At 63.4% G+C, this 13,555-nt stretch carries 12 protein-coding genes and 1 pseudogene; 10 read left to right on the forward strand and 3 right to left on the reverse strand.

Annotation, left to right across the window (positions count from 1 at the left end; genetic code table 11):
• The first annotated feature begins 4 nt into the window (after positions 1-4).
• A complete protein-coding gene (locus AC0L16_RS09450) occupies positions 5-2,014 on the forward strand; it encodes an amidase (protein WP_473620369.1) in 2,010 nt (669 codons plus the stop codon).
• A 58-nt stretch (positions 2,015-2,072) separates the two neighbouring features.
• On the opposite strand, the gene AC0L16_RS09455 is transcribed toward AC0L16_RS09450, so the two are convergent.
• Positions 2,073-2,402: a hypothetical protein gene (locus AC0L16_RS09455; RefSeq protein ID WP_473620370.1), complete on the reverse strand. Its 330-nt coding sequence runs from the start codon at positions 2,400-2,402 to the stop codon at positions 2,073-2,075.
• A gap of 279 nt (positions 2,403-2,681) precedes the next feature.
• Here AC0L16_RS09455 and AC0L16_RS09460 point away from each other — a divergent pair, with 279 nt between their 5' ends.
• The 8 genes and pseudogenes from AC0L16_RS09460 to AC0L16_RS09495 form a co-directional block, all read left to right on the forward strand.
• Entirely contained in the window at positions 2,682-2,999 is a 318-nt protein-coding gene (locus AC0L16_RS09460; RefSeq protein WP_473620372.1) for a hypothetical protein, read from the forward strand.
• A gap of 124 nt (positions 3,000-3,123) precedes the next feature.
• Complete coding sequence (locus tag AC0L16_RS09465) at positions 3,124-4,746, forward strand: ABC-F family ATP-binding cassette domain-containing protein (protein WP_473620373.1); 1,623 nt, start codon at positions 3,124-3,126, stop codon at positions 4,744-4,746.
• A 383-nt stretch (positions 4,747-5,129) separates the two neighbouring features.
• Positions 5,130-6,434, forward strand: coding sequence for a mechanosensitive ion channel family protein (locus AC0L16_RS09470; protein ID WP_473620375.1), 1,305 nt, complete (start codon positions 5,130-5,132; stop codon positions 6,432-6,434).
• A gap of 212 nt (positions 6,435-6,646) precedes the next feature.
• The gene (locus AC0L16_RS09475) at positions 6,647-7,765 is read left to right on the forward strand and encodes a KamA family radical SAM protein (RefSeq protein WP_473620376.1); all 1,119 of its coding nucleotides are present in this window, start codon (positions 6,647-6,649) and stop codon (positions 7,763-7,765) included.
• A 161-nt stretch (positions 7,766-7,926) separates the two neighbouring features.
• On the forward strand, positions 7,927-8,670 hold the full coding sequence (locus tag AC0L16_RS09480; protein ID WP_473620377.1) for a BA14K family protein: 744 nt from the start codon (positions 7,927-7,929) through the stop codon (positions 8,668-8,670).
• Between the two features lie 126 nt (positions 8,671-8,796).
• Complete coding sequence (locus tag AC0L16_RS09485) at positions 8,797-9,126, forward strand: DUF2934 domain-containing protein (protein ID WP_473620379.1); 330 nt, start codon at positions 8,797-8,799, stop codon at positions 9,124-9,126.
• Positions 9,127-9,129: 3 nt separating this feature from the next.
• The gene (locus tag AC0L16_RS09490) at positions 9,130-9,279 is read left to right on the forward strand and encodes a hypothetical protein (protein WP_473620381.1); all 150 of its coding nucleotides are present in this window, start codon (positions 9,130-9,132) and stop codon (positions 9,277-9,279) included.
• 116 nt (positions 9,280-9,395) lie between these two features.
• A pseudogene (locus AC0L16_RS09495) lies at positions 9,396-9,893 on the forward strand (adenylate/guanylate cyclase domain-containing protein); the annotation flags it as partial.
• Positions 9,894-10,296: 403 nt separating this feature from the next.
• Here AC0L16_RS09495 and AC0L16_RS09500 read toward each other — a convergent pair.
• Entirely contained in the window at positions 10,297-10,701 is a 405-nt protein-coding gene (locus tag AC0L16_RS09500; RefSeq protein WP_473620557.1) for a tetratricopeptide repeat protein, read from the reverse strand.
• Positions 10,702-11,472: 771 nt separating this feature from the next.
• On the opposite strand from AC0L16_RS09500, the gene AC0L16_RS09505 reads away from it, so the two are divergent.
• Positions 11,473-11,901, forward strand: a complete 429-nt coding sequence (locus AC0L16_RS09505; RefSeq protein WP_473620382.1) for a YybH family protein — start codon at positions 11,473-11,475, stop codon at positions 11,899-11,901.
• A 373-nt stretch (positions 11,902-12,274) separates the two neighbouring features.
• Here AC0L16_RS09505 and AC0L16_RS09510 read toward each other — a convergent pair whose 3' ends face one another.
• The gene (locus tag AC0L16_RS09510) at positions 12,275-13,549 is read right to left on the reverse strand and encodes an RNA polymerase sigma factor (protein ID WP_473620384.1); all 1,275 of its coding nucleotides are present in this window, start codon (positions 13,547-13,549) and stop codon (positions 12,275-12,277) included.
• Positions 13,550-13,555: the final 6 nt, after the last annotated feature.

The following is a 13,555-nucleotide window of genomic DNA, read 5'->3' on the forward strand; positions in this document are numbered from 1 at the left end:
CAAAGTGACCAATCTCCACATCGTCGAGGCGTCGATCGAACAGCTACGGCGAGCGCTGGAGGCCGGCACCGTCACCAGCGTCGAGCTGGTCGGCGCGTATCTCAGGCGCATCGCCTATTACGATCGCCATGGCATCGCCCTCAACGCCCTTCCCGTGCTCAATCCCAAAATGTTCGAGGAGGCCGCCGCGTCCGACTGGCGCCGCAGGAAAGGTGCTGCGCTCGGGCCGCTGGACGGCATCCCCTACACCGCCAAGGACAGCTACAAGGTGAAAGGCCTGACGGTCGCTGCCGGTTCGCCGGCCTTCGAGCATCTCACCGCCAACGAGGACGCCTTCACCATCGGCCGGCTGCGGGCCGGCGGCGCGGTGCTGATCGGGCTGACCAACATGCCGCCGATGGCCAATGGCGGCATGCAGCGCGGCGTCTACGGCCGGGCGGAAAGCCCCTACAATGCCGATTACCTGACCGCCGCCTTCGCGTCGGGCTCGTCGAATGGTTCCGGCACCGCGACCGCCGCCAGCTTCGCCGCATTCGGGCTCGGCGAGGAGACATGGTCGTCGGGCCGTGCGCCGGCTTCGAACAACGCGCTGGTCGCCTACACACCGTCGCGCGGCGTCATTTCGGTGCGCGGCAACTGGCCGCTGGTGCCGACAATGGACGTTGTGGTGCCGCATACGCGCAGCGTGCCCGATATGCTGGAGCTGCTCGACGTGATCGTCGCCGACGACCCGGACACCACAGGCGATTTCTGGCGCGCGCAGCCCTGGGTGGCGCTGCCGAAGAGCTCGGCCGTACGGCCGCCGCGTTACACCGGCCTCAGGCTGGAGGGCGCGCTGCAAGGCGTGCGGCTCGGCGTGCCCCGCATGTATATCGGCCGCGATACGGACGTTGCGATCCAGACCCGCGCGTCGGTGCTGGACCTGTGGCAGCAGGCGGCGGCCGATCTGCGGCGGCTCGGCGCTGATGTGGCCGAGGTCGATTTCCCTGTCGTCTCCAACTACGAGCGCGACCGGCCGGGAACAAAAAACATGGTCGATCGCGGGCTGGTGCCGGAAGCATTCGCCGAGCGCGAGATCTGGGACCTGTGCGTCTTCGCCTGGGACGATTTCCTGCGCGCCAATGCCGACCCTGCCATCCCCGATCTCGCGTCGGTCGACGGCGCAAAGATCTTTCCGCAGCCGCCGGGCGCGCTGCCGGACCGTTATGAGGACAGTTTTGAGGTGGCGGACTATGTCGAGCGGGCCAAGCGCGGCGTTACCCCATTCTTGGCCATTCCCGAGCTGGAGGCCGGCCTGAAAGGGCTGGAGGCGACGCGGCGCATCGATTTCGAGGATTGGCTCGACGCGCAACGGCTCGACGCAGTGGTGTTTCCCGCCGTCGCCGATGTCGGTCCGGCCGATGCGGATGTCAACGAGGCGTCCGCAGCGCTGGCCTGGCGCAACGGCACCTGGGTCGCCAATGGCAATCTGGTGTGGCGCCATCTCGGTATTCCGACTGTCAGCGTGCCGATGGGCACTATGGCCGATATCGGCATGCCGGTCGGTCTAACCTTCGCCGCCAAGGCCTATGACGACACCCGGCTGCTGCGGCTGGCCGGCGACTTCGAGCGTTTTGGCCGGCGCCGCAGCCGCCCGCCGCGCACGCTGGAACTTCCCGACGATGTTTTCTTCGCCCGACACCACGCTGTCATGCCCGGCGAGGCGTCGCCGCTGACCGTCGCGCTTGCCGCCGAGACGCGCCATGCCGGTGATCAGCACGAGTTAACCATCACGCTCGACATCGATGGCGAGGCCGGGACCGACACTCGTGTGAAGGTGCATGTCAACGGCGAGCCTGTCACCATGCAGCGGACAGGCGCGCGCTGCACCGGGTATGCGGTCGTGCCGGCCAAAGAGCACGAGAGGATCCACAGCGTCTGGCGCGGCTCCTACGGCTCGATCGTCACCGCTATCGTGCGTCTTGAAGACGGACGCGCCGCCGGCGCCTACATGGTGACCGGCGGGATCGGGTAACCATCGCGCTTCGCCTTGTGCTACGGCGCGCCGTCTGCGGTCGGCTTTTCAATCCGCATCAATCCGGCTTGCAGGGGTCGGCCTTGGCCGCCGCTGTCTTCTCGCCCTCCTGCTGCGCCTCGACATCCTGCTGCGAGGTGGCAAGGTTTTTATCCCCACCGCCCTCCTGGTTGGCAAGCGGCATGGTGTTGCCGTCCTTGTTGGCCGGGCCGCCCTCGACCCTGCTGCCGGCATTCGCATCAGATTCGAGTGGTGCACGCGTTCCGTCTTTTGCGATGCCTGATTGAGTTTCGATCGATGCGGTCGTGTCATGGCAGGTGGCGCTTGCCGTGCCGGCCGTCAGCCCGATCATTGAGGTGGCGAGCAAAATAGCGGTAAACGTCTTCATCTCATCCTCCTTTGCTGTTTGAGGTCATCTTTCTAAACTGCCGGCACTATCCGAGGTTCCGCTAATTCAGTTCGAACTTCGAATCTGAGCGTCCAGCGGATCTTCCGGAACGGAGCCAGGTAACCCGTAAACCATAAGTTGCACCATGGCAGCCGCTGCTCGACATGGCACTTGCGCCGCATCTAAAATAATGGGATCCTGGTTCCGGGTATTGGGTAACGGGTGTTTTGGGGGAAGGCGTCTCGGCTGTTGTATGTTCCCGGACGGCTTTGAAAGTTCATGAATGTTCTGCGGTTCCTGGTGGGCATGCTCACCATGTCGTTCATCGTGGCGATCTCGACTTATTGGGCAACGGATTCAATCTGGAAGGCGACCAGCGGAACGGTCATTGCCTTGATCGTTTTGCAACTTGGGTACTTTGTCTACCTCCTCTGGGCGGCCAATAGGCTCGACGCGGAAGCCGCAGAAGATGACCATTCCGAGCGCACTACCTGGCTCGATCATGGAGCTGGTACCCTAGCGCATGACCCGAACCGAAGAATTGTCGGTTCGAGACCGGATGGCTCCGGAATGTGCGTGGACATTCCGCTGGATTAGCCAACCAATATATCTCGGCCCGGTTCGGACAATTTGGCACGCAACTTCATGCTTTGCGGACTTCCGCAGGCGCCGCCTATCGCGTATTGGCGCGGGGAAACTCCCTTGGGCGCGCGTGAAAAGCATGATTCGACTGGAAAGCATCAGCAAGCAGAACGGCCGGCAGATCGTCTTCATCGAGGCCTCCGCCGCCCTGCAGAAGGGCGAGAAGGTCGGCCTGGTCGGTCCCAACGGCGCCGGCAAGACGACGCTGTTTCGCATGATCAACGGCGAGGAGCAGCCCGACGAGGGCCAGGTCTCGGTCGATCGCGGCGTCACCATCGGCTATTTCAGCCAGGATGTCGGCGACATGGCGGGCCGCAGCGCGGTTGCGGAAGTGATGGACGGCGCCGGGCCGGTGAGCGAAGTGGCGGCCGAGATGGGCGTGCTCGAAGCGGCCATGGGCGATCCCGATCGCGCCGACGAGATGGACGCGATCATCGCCCGCTACGGCGACCTGCAGGCGCGTTTCGAGGAGCTCGACGGCTATGCGCTGGATGGCCGCGCCCGCGAGGTTCTGGACGGCCTCGGCTTCAGCCAGGAGATGATGGACGGCGACGTCGGAAAACTTTCCGGCGGCTGGAAGATGCGCGTGGCGCTGGCCAGGATCCTGCTGATGCGGCCCGACGCCATGCTGCTTGACGAGCCGAGCAACCATCTCGACCTGGAAAGCCTGATCTGGCTGGAGCAGTTCCTGAACAACTATGACGGCGCGCTGCTGATGACCTCGCACGACCGCGAGTTCATGAACCGCATCGTCAACAAGGTGGTGGAGATCGATGGCGGCTCGCTGACCGCTTACTCCGGCAACTATGAATTCTACCAGCAGCAGCGTGCTATCGCCGACCGGCAGCAGCAGGCGCAGTTCGAGCGCCAGCAGGCGATGCTGGCCAAGGAGATCGCCTTCATCGAGCGCTTCAAGACGCGGGCGTCGCATGCCGCCCAGGTGCAGAGCCGGGTGAAGAAGCTGGAGAAGATCGACCGCGTCGAGCCGCCCAAGCGCCGCCAAAAGGTGTCGTTCGATTTCCAGCCGGCGCCGCGCTGCGGCGAGGACGTGGTGACGCTGAGGAACGTCCACAAGGGCTATGGCAGCCGCCCGATCTATCAGGGGCTGGATTTCCAGGTGCGCCGCCGCGAGCGCTGGTGCGTGATGGGCATCAACGGCGCCGGCAAGTCGACGCTGCTGAAGCTGGTCGCCGGCGCTTCCGAGCCGGACAATGGCACGGTGGCGCGCGGGCCCAGCGTCAAGATGGGCTATTTCGCCCAGCACGCCATGGAAGTGCTGGAGGGCGAACGCAGCGTGTTCCAGACGCTGGAGGGCGCCTTTCCGCAGGCAGGCCAGGCGCCGCTCAGGGCGCTTGCCGGCTGCTTCGGCTTTTCCGGCGACGAGATCGACAAGAAATGCCGGGTGCTGTCGGGCGGCGAGAAGGCGCGGCTGGTGATGGCGCTGATGCTGTTCGACCCGCCAAACCTGCTGGTGCTGGACGAGCCGACCAACCACCTCGACATCGCCACCAAGGAGATGCTGATCACGGCACTTTCGCAGTATGAAGGCACCATGCTGTTCGTCTCGCACGATCGGCATTTTCTGGCAGCGCTGTCGAACCGGGTTCTGGAACTGACGCCCGAGGGGATTCATACCTATGGCGGGGGCTATACGGAGTATGTCGAGAGAACAGGGCAGGAGGCGCCTGGGTTGCGGAGCTGAGCTGCCGCGAGGGCAACGCCCAAGCGGCCCGGCGTCGTTGGCCTGAGGGGGGCGGGACTGGCGCCGAGCCTAACCGGTTGGGGGGGTAGATCACCGGCCACCTGCATACATACGCTTAATCTAATTTAAGTGCAAGCTAATGTAACAGTGATCCAATGTTGCGCGTCGGCGATTTTCCAGCTGTTGTTTCCAATCAGTTGATGTTTCTGGCGGCCGCTTCCTGGCCGCGCGCGTCACTCCTATGGCGGTGGCTATACCCGACAAGTTGAGCGCATCGGCCAAGAGGCGCCCGGGGGCGCGGGCTGAAGCGCAGAGCGCCGGCTTGACCCTTCACCAGGCCGGCGACATTGTGCTGGTCGCCAGTCCAAAACGGTCGTGTGGGAATGGATGTTCGCAACGCCATCGATGAATCTCTGGCCTGGGCCAGCCGGTGGTTCGACTACGCCGTCACGCCGTGGTTTTTCTATCAGGCTGCCATCATCGTCACGCTCTTCCTGGTCGCGAAGCTCGCGGCGCAGCGCATCGAACCGCTCGTGGAGAACCGGGCGCGCCAGATCAAGGGGCATCCCGGACTGTTGAGGGTCGTCGTTGCCCTTTTGCGGCGCACCGACTGGATCCTGTTCACGGTCTTCCTGCTTGCCGCGCTCATTCTCTTGCGCGCCGTCACCTGGCCAAGCCGGAGCCACTTCATCTATATCGCGCTCTCGCTATCGCTTGCGTGGCTGTTTGCGTCGGTGCTGTCGCGCATCGTCCGCAACCGCTTTGTCGCGCGGGCACTCGCCTGGCTGACCTGGATCTATGCGGCCCTTGTCATCCTGGGCATCGATGACGACGCCGCGACTTTCCTGGACGGCCTCGCAATACCTTTGGGCGCGGTGCGCCTTTCGGCGCTCATGGTGCTGAAAGCGGCGCTGCTGCTGATCGCCACGGTTTGGCTTGCTGTTGTCGTCGGCAAGTATATCGACGAGCGCGTCCGCATCTCCGAAGAACTGACGCCCTCGATCCGCGTCCTCGTCGGCAAGGTCGCAAAGGTCGGCCTTGTGCTGGTGGCGGGTGCCATCGCCCTGTCTTCCGTCGGCCTCGACCTGACGGCCCTGACGATATTCTCCGGCGCCGTCGGCGTCGGCCTGGCTTTCGGTCTGCAGAAGGTGGTTTCGAATTTCGTCTCCGGCATCATCATCCTGCTCGACAAGTCGATCAAGCCGGGCGACACCATTTCGCTCGAAGGCACTTTCGGCTGGGTGCGCGAATTGCGGGCGCGATTTGTCTCGGTGGTGACGCGCGACGGCCGCGAATACCTGATCCCGAACGAGGATTTCATCACCCAAAGGGTCATCAACTGGTCGTTCAGCGACAACCTCGTGCGGCTCGACGTGAATTTCGGCGTCTCTTACGACGCCGACCCGCATAAGGTCAGTGAACTTGCGATCAAGGCCGCCATGAGCGTCGGCCGGGTCGAAGCGGACCGGCGGCCGGTCTGCTGGCTCACCGACTTCGGCGAATCCTCGCTCAATTTCGTCCTGCGCTTCTGGATCCACGACCCTCAGCAAGGCCTGACCAATGTGCGCGGCAGGGTGCTGCTGGCGCTGTGGGACACTTTTAGGGAAAACGGCATCGACATCCCCTATCCGCATCGCGAGATCATCATGAAGCCGGATGGGCGTGCCGGGAAGTCAGGCGGGCGTTGAAGGGTAGGGTGCAGCAAGATCCCAGCGCCGAAGCCGCCAATCTAGCAATCATTGCGGCCTATCCGCCCCATGAACGTGCAGCAGGGTCGCGCCGAAGCTGCCAATCTCCCTCACGAGGGGGGAGATTGGCAACTTCGGCGCCGAGTGCATCCGGCAAGGGTTCGCACCCCGGCTCCAATGCTGTATCCAGCCCGAAATTCAAGGAGCCTGCGATGACCTCACACCTCGACACCCCCGACGCCGGCGTGTCTGCCGACGACGACGCCGGCTGGCAGGACGATGTTCGCGCCGGCGTGCGGCAGGTGCGCGATCTCGATTCGCTGCCGCTGTCGCCAGCCGAGCGCGCGGCGGCTCAAGCCGCGGCCACGCGCCATAAGGTTCGCATCCCAAAAGCCTATCTCGACCTGATCGACTGGAGCGACCCCGCCGACCCGATCCGGGCGCAGGTCATCCCGTCGCCCGAAGAACTAGCTGAGCAGGAAGGCGAGCTCGACGATCCGATCGCCGACCATGCCTTCGGCCCGGTGCCGCGATTGACGCATCGCCATGCCGACCGGGTTCTGCTGTTTGCGACCTACCAGTGCGCGGTCTATTGCCGGTTCTGCTTTCGCAAGGAGTCGCTGACCTCGATCGGCCGGGGTTTTTCGCGCGAGGCGCTGGAGCCGGCCTTCGCCTATATCGAGGCCCACCCCGAAATCCGCGAGGTGATCCTGACCGGCGGCGACCCGCTGTCGCTGCCGGACAAGGCGCTGGCGGAAATCCGCGCCCGCATCGAGGCGGTTGCGCATGTGCGGCTCTTGCGCATCCACACCCGCGTGCCCGTCGCTCTGCCGTCGCGCGTCACATCAGGGCTGGTTCGCTCCCTGCAGGGCCGGCTGATGGTCACAGTCGTCACCCATTTCAACCACGCGCGGGAGATCACGCCGGCCACCGAAGAAGCCTGCCGCGCTTTGCGGCAGGGCGGCTTCGTGCTGCTCAACCAGAGCGTCCTGCTGAAAGGCGTCAACGACACGGTCGAGGCGCTGGAGGAGCTGTGCCGGGAGCTGATGTACCGCCTCGGCATAAAACCCTATTACCTGCACCACGGCGACCTCGCGCGCGGCATGGCGCATCGGCGCACAACAATTGCCGAGGGACGGGCGCTGGTCAGCGCCTTGCGGGCGCGCCTGTCGGGCATCTGCAACCCCGTCTACGTGCTGGACCTGCCGGATGGCGGCGGCAAAGTGCCGCTCGGCCCGTGCCATGTCGAGGCGCAGGACGGCGACACCTGGCGCATTCGCGGGCAGGACGGTGCGCTGAGCACCTATACCGAGCTTGTCCGCGATCCTTGAAAGCTTGGTTGCTCGCCCCGCGAAGCGGGGAGAGAAGTGGCTCGGCGAAGCCGAGACGGAGAGGAGCTTCCTTTGCGCACGGAAGTTCATGCTGCCGCGCTGGTTGGAACCGGATCCAATGCCTCGCATTTTAACATATGACGGGGCAAAAGGAGCGCAAGGTGAAAGCTTTATCGGCGGTACTTGGCGGCTTCGTGCTTACGCTGACGGTTTTCGCCAGCGGGTTGGCTTTCGCCCTCTGGATTCTCTCCGCCGAGCCGGTGCGGCCGGTCGCTCCGACGTCCAGCGTTGCCGAACTGTGGCCGAGGGAGCCGCGGAAGGTCAACCCCGCTTCGCAGCAGCTTGAGCGCCTTCCCGCCCGCGCTGTCCCAGAGATCGCAGAGGTCCCAGCGGTTCCAGAGGTTGCAGAGGCCCCGGCTGATCAGGCCCCATTTGATCAGGCCCCATTTGATGAGGCCCCAGTTGATCGCGCCGCGAAACCTGCCGATGCCGCAGCTTCGTCGCCCGACACCACCGCTACCGCCTCCATCAAGCCGACAACGCCGGCAACCGACGAGCAGCAGGCGATGCCCGCCGCCCATGTGGAATGGTGCGCAAGCCGCTACCGCTCCTACAGGCCAAGCGACGACCACTACACATCCTATAGCGGCGAGCAGCGTCCCTGCATCTCGCCCTATCTCGATGCCGGTGCGGCCGACCGCGCCACGCAGCCTGCCGACGATGGCGCCAGCTATGTCGAGGCGACCGACACGTGGTCGATGGATGGCGACATTCCGGCGGATGAAACCGGCGCCTGGCTTCCGCCCGACCACGTCGAATATTGCTTCAGGCGCTACCGCTCTTACCGGCCGGAAGACAACACCTACCAGCCCTATTCCGGCGGCCCACGCCGGCAGTGCCATTAGGCGAGGGCGGGACGGGCTGGCGGCCGCAGTGCATGGCGCCTGTGCGACCCATCCAACCATCACGCAGATTTCTTGGATCGTTCGGGTTGGCGCGGCGTTCATCCGAAACAAAAAGGAGGAATCAACATGGGCGACGACCGGGAAGACAAGATTCGTGAGCGCGCGTACCAGATCTGGGAACGCGAAGGCGGGATCCATGGCGATCCCGAGCGGCACTGGCACCGGGCCGAGGCCGAGATCGACAGGGAAGCAGCCTTGCCGCTGACGGCAGGCGATGCCCTGCCGGAAACCCGCGAGGTCGCGAGCTCCGACGTCTTGACGGTGGAGGCCCTGGCGGTGCGCACCGGCATATCGGGCGAACAGGCGCAGCAACTGATCGACAGGCTGGGCAATGACCGAGCGGCGATCGAACAAGCCGCGCGCAACCTCAAGGGGAAGCAGCGGCTCGGGGAGTGACAGATGATCAGAAAACTCAAAGACGGAAAATACCGCCTCTATTCGCGCAAGAAGGACGAAAAGACCGGCAAGCGCCGCAATCTCGGGACGTTTGACACCCGCGAGGCTGCGGAGAAGCACGAACGCGAGGTGCATTATTTCAAGAGGCATTAAGGGCGTTGATGGCCGTCCCTTGCCAGGCAGCCGCGCCGGATGAAGCCTTACTTCGGCGTAGGGTGTAGAATTCTAGCGAGTGCAGGATACCGCTCTGATGGGGACAGCGAACTTTCATGTTTCCCTGCCTCTTCGTGTTATTGTGGATACGAGGAGATTGTCCCGTGAGCGAGAGCCGCAAGCTAGCCGCGATCCTTGCCGCTGATGTGGTCGGGTACAGCCGGCTGGCGAGCGCCGATGAAGATCGTACCTTGGCCCGGTTGCGGGCACTTCGTAGCGACCTGATTGACCCGACCATCGCCGTTTACAACGGTCGAATGGTCAAGCGCACAGGCGATGGTGCGTTGGTCGAATTCCGCAGTGTGGTAGATGCCGTGCGCTGCGCCATAGAAGTGCAGAATGGCATGGTCGAGCGCAACGCCGGCGTGCCCGAGGACCGCCGCATCGAGTTTCGGATTGGGATACATTTGGGCGACGTGGTCGAAGAAAGCGACGGCGACCTGATGGGCGACGGCGTCAACATCGCCTCGCGTCTGGAGGGCGTCGCTGCCCCGGGCACCATCTGCCTGTCCGAAGACGCCTATCGGCAAGTCAAGACGAGACTAGACGTTTCGGTCAGTGATCTCGGCGACACCCAGCTCAAGAATATTGCCGAGCCGATCCGGGTTTATTCACTCCGAGTCGGCACCGCGGCTCACGCAAAGGCGCCTGTGATCTCCGAACTGTCGGAAGCTCTGCTTTCGACAGCGGCACCGCCTCAGTTATCGATCGCCGTGCTGCCCTTCGCCAACATGAGCGGTGATACCGAGCAGGAATATTTCGCCGACGGAATCTCCGAAGACATCATCACAGCTCTCTCAAAGCTGTCGCAGCTGTTTGTGATCGCTCGCAATTCGTCCTTCACTTTCAAGGGCAGGAACGTGAACGTTCAGGAGGTGGGCCGGAACCTCGGCGTGCATTACGTGCTGGAGGGCAGCGTCCGCAAATCCGGCAACAGGGTACGTATCACCGCGCAGCTTATTGACGCGACCACAGGCGGACATCTGTGGGCGGAGCGCTTCGATCGCAACCTGACCGATATCTTTCGTCGGTGGAAGGGTTACGAACAAGTCGCCGCCTCAGGATCCCAATTGCCTCTTCGTACCTGCACAACTGGAACATCGCTTGCGCCTGGAAGTGAAGGTACACATCCGGATAATACGGGTTCAAGGCCATTGCCCTGTCGAAACACCGGAGTGCGTTCTCAGCCTTGCCGGAATAATGCAGTGCGTAACCAAGATTTTCGTGCCCCTCGGCAAGATTTGGCGCAAGAGCGATCAAGCGTTTGGCCGAGCAGATGGCCGCCTCATGGCGTCGCGAATACAATTCGACGATGCCCAGCGCCCAATGCGCGTAAGGATATCGATCGTCGAGTGGTCTCACGCGTGCTCCTGGCGGCGAGCTACGGCCATCTGGGTCGGTTCGAAGAAGCCCGTCGCGAGTGGCAGGAAGTGTTTCGCGTCAACCCCCAATATTCTCTGGAACATCGCCGCAAAGTGTTGCCCTACAAGGATCCCAAAGATTTCGAGCTGATCGTGGATGGCCTTCGCAAAGCCGGCCTCGTATGAGCACCTGACCGGGCGAGGTCCGGTATTGAACCTCCTGCAGCCACTGCTTCGAAGGAACAGCACGACCGCTGTGCGGCGCCTTGATGACTGGAGCGGGGCGAGGAATCGAAAGCCATATGTGTTGGATTGGCCCACATCATACGACGTCACAGGCCACCAATTCTAGCCGAACGGCATTGGCCGATTTCTACCGCACCAAACTACCTTTTCATGGGTCGAAGTGAGGCGATCCACGCCGACTAACTCGTGAACCACGCGGCATGCTGCCGGTGCACGAGTGAAGCCAATGATCGAAATTCTCATGCGGCGTTGGTAACCCGGCTGGAACTAAAGACGCCACCAGCCATGCCCCAACCCAACGCGGTTGATGTCGTTCGACCAGCCATCTTGCTGGTCGGGTTCTTAGTCGTATTGGCACTCGTGGTGGGCCACTAGAGCCCCCGATGATGCGATGTCCGGCAGATGAGGGGCTCATCACTCTCGATACCACGATGCAACAGCAGCTAGGACCGGCCATATTTATTATGGTGTCGATGTCGGATTGATCGCCCCGGCCTCGTCGTTCCAGAAATGAAGGAGCAACGACATGTCTGAAAAGGAAGTCTTGTCTGTCATCCGGGGCCAGGAAGACGCAATTGCCAAGGGGGACGCCCGCGCCAACGTCGATGCCATGGACCCGGATGTCGTGGTTTTCGATCTGCCGCCGCCGCTTGCCTATCGAGGCGAACAGGCACGCGACATCGAAGGGATAAATGCTTGGTTTGCAACTTGGCGCAACGGCGTCACCGTTCACATGGCTGACCCGCAGATCATGATCGACGGCGATCTTGCAGTGGCCTTCGGGCTGTCGCGCATGACTGGCATTAAGACCGATGGCACAAAGGTCGACTCCTGGAGCCGGCGAACCATCGTGCTAAGGCGCATCGCCGGTTCTTGGAAAATCATCCACGAACATGCCAGTTTCCCTATGGCAATGGACGGAAGTGGGCGCGCTGTGACGGATCTCTTGCCGTAGTTCCGGAACGCCTATCGTCCTCAACAGGGATGTCGGCTTTCACGCGCAAGGGTTTGTAGGTGAACGGTCGATTTGGCGGCGCGTTGCTGACAGTCAGCCTTGCGGCCGTTGGCGGACTTGCGGCTTAGGGGCTCGGAATGTCAGAAGCTTTCGGGAGCCTATATCCGTTCCCAAAACCGGACAGATATCCGTTCTCAAAACCGGACATTGAGCGCGACCAGCGGTTCTGACCTAAGCTGCCGTTTCACCTTGGGGGTTCGGGCCGGGCGGGACAGCGGACGTTCCGCGATATCCAAGTCAGACCTTACAGGAAAATGACAAAAGCCCGGAAGCAGTCGATCCGGGGTCGATCATGTCCTTGTCTGATCAGGGATTATGATGACATCGCTGCGTCGGCCGCCTCGGCGGCGCGCCGCCTCAACAGGGCATGTTCCCGCCTGTTGCCCGCCAGCGCCGCGGCTGCTTCGAACGCGGCGCGCGCCTCCTCGTAGCGGCCGAGTTTGCGGAGCAGGTCGCCGCGAACGGTCGGCAGCAGGTGATAGCCTTTGAGCGCCGGCTCGCGCGAAAGGCGGTCCACGATCACCAGCGCCACTTCTGGGCCCTCGGCCATGCCGACGGCAACCGCGCGGTTGAGGTCGACGATTGGCGAGCGCACGACAGCTGCCAGCTCCGCATAAAGTCCGGCGATGCGCGACCAGTCGGTATCACTTGCCGTCCTCGCCTGGGCGTGGCAGGCGATAATCGCCGCCTGTAGGGCGTAAATGCCGCCCGCTCCGCCTAATTCGCGCGCTCGCCCGAGCGCCTGCATCCCGCGCCGGATCTGGAGCTGGTCCCAGAGTGCGCGGTTCTGGTCCAGCATGAGGATTGGCTCGCCCTCGGCGTCAGTACGAGCCGCCGTGCGCGAGGCGTTCAGCTCCATCAGAGCGAGCAGTCCATGGGCTTCGGGCTCGTGCGGCACGATGGAGGTGAGCACGCGGCCCATGCGAAGCGCTTCATTGCAGAGCTGGGGGCGCAGCCAGTCCTCGCCGCTCGCCGCGGTGTAGCCTTCGTTGAAGATGAGGTAGACGACCTCCAGCACCGAGGAGAGCCGCTTTGAGAGCTCCTCGCCGCTTGGGGTCTCGTAGGCCAGCCCCGATTCCGAAAGAGTCCGCTTCGCCCGCACGATGCGCTGGGCGATCGTCGCCTCCGGCAACAGGAAGGCCCTGGCGATCTCCTCGGTTGTCAGGCCGCAGATCATCCGCAGTGCCAGCGCCGCGCGCGCCTCGCGCGACAGTCGCGGGTGACAGGCGGTGAAGATGAGCCGAAGTAGTTCATCGCCTATGTCGTCGTCCAGGGCCGAGTCGAGGTCGGGCATGGCCTGCTGCTCCTCCTCCATGTCCCAGGCGATAATGTCGTGCTTGCGCTCGAGCATCCGGCTGCGGCGCAGATGATCCAGGGCCCGGCGCTTGGCGGTCGCCATCAGCCAGGCGCCGGGTTTTTCCGGAACGCCTGTGGCCGGCCACCGCTCAAGGGCGGCCAGCAGGGCTTCCTGCGTCAAATCCTCGGCCAACGGCACATCGCGCAGCATCCTCGCCAGACTGGCGATCAGCCGGGGCTGCTCGATCCGCCACACGGCGAGGATCGTGCGATGGGCGTCGGCGACCGTCATGGCCGC

It is taken from the genome of Mesorhizobium sp. WSM4848 (assembly GCF_055811375.1).

Excerpts from the sequence above, each read along its gene's own strand:
- AC0L16_RS09455 (WP_473620370.1), bottom strand. The coding sequence starts at position 2,402 with ATGAAGACGTTTACCGCTATTTTGCTCGCCACCTCAATGATCGGGCTG.
- AC0L16_RS09460 (WP_473620372.1), top strand. The coding sequence starts at position 2,682 with ATGAATGTTCTGCGGTTCCTGGTGGGCATGCTCACCATGTCGTTCATC.
- AC0L16_RS09465 (WP_473620373.1), top strand. The coding sequence starts at position 3,124 with ATGATTCGACTGGAAAGCATCAGCAAGCAGAACGGCCGGCAGATCGTC.
- AC0L16_RS09470 (WP_473620375.1), top strand. The coding sequence starts at position 5,130 with ATGGATGTTCGCAACGCCATCGATGAATCTCTGGCCTGGGCCAGCCGG.
- AC0L16_RS09475 (WP_473620376.1), top strand. The coding sequence starts at position 6,647 with ATGACCTCACACCTCGACACCCCCGACGCCGGCGTGTCTGCCGACGAC.
- AC0L16_RS09485 (WP_473620379.1), top strand. The coding sequence starts at position 8,797 with ATGGGCGACGACCGGGAAGACAAGATTCGTGAGCGCGCGTACCAGATC.
- AC0L16_RS09490 (WP_473620381.1), top strand. The coding sequence starts at position 9,130 with ATGATCAGAAAACTCAAAGACGGAAAATACCGCCTCTATTCGCGCAAG.
- AC0L16_RS09505 (WP_473620382.1), top strand. The coding sequence starts at position 11,473 with ATGTCTGAAAAGGAAGTCTTGTCTGTCATCCGGGGCCAGGAAGACGCA.
- AC0L16_RS09510 (WP_473620384.1), bottom strand. The coding sequence starts at position 13,549 with ATGACGGTCGCCGACGCCCATCGCACGATCCTCGCCGTGTGGCGGATC.